Source organism: Treponema sp. R6D11 (genome assembly GCF_054786075.1).
Genome location: NZ_BDHD01000639.1, coordinates 1 through 559 on the forward strand (window position 1 = coordinate 1; position 559 = coordinate 559).

At 43.1% G+C, this 559-nt stretch carries 1 protein-coding gene and 1 pseudogene; both read right to left on the reverse strand.

Going from position 1 to position 559, the window contains the following annotated elements; genetic code table 11:
• Positions 1 to 149 (reverse strand): annotated as a pseudogene (locus tag ACYVTD_RS15215) (citrate synthase); the annotation flags it as partial.
• A 63-nt stretch (positions 150 to 212) separates the two neighbouring features.
• A partial coding sequence (locus tag ACYVTD_RS15220) for a ribose-5-phosphate isomerase A (protein WP_461248550.1) occupies positions 213 to 559 on the reverse strand: 347 nt, incomplete at its 5' end.

A 559-nucleotide genomic window follows, 5' to 3' on the forward strand; every position in this document is an offset into this window, starting at 1 on the left:
TGTACGTCTCCAACCCTTGTAAGACCGACAAGTACGCCGGTTCCGTCATCATTACGCAAGCCGCGTTTTACGCTGTATTTTCTGAAAAGATCAGAATCAATATAATCGCTACCGGAAATCTCGGTTAGGTGTTCTTTTAAATCGATCATAATTTACTCCTTGAAGGGACAGGTATTTTTTTAATGCCGCAAAACGCTCAAAAAAGCGCGTTATCATTTTCCTCTTTTTTCTACCGTTCCATTTGAACGGGCAATAAATACGACAGGCGGCTTTCTTGTAAAAAATCCGTTTTCCACAACGCCCGGGATATTGTTTATTTCTGTTTCCATTAATTGCGGGTCTATCGGAGAATTAAAGCGAATGTCCAAAATCAGGTTTCCGTGTTCTGTGATTACGGGTCCCGCTTTTCGTACAGCTTCCCTAATCATAACATTAGCGCCTAATTTTTCAAGTGCCTTTGCTACTTGTGTTCTCGCCTCTGGAACAACTTCCACGGGAACGGGAAAACCACCCCCAAGGCGCTCCGTCAGTTTTGATTCGTCCACAATAATAGCGTACT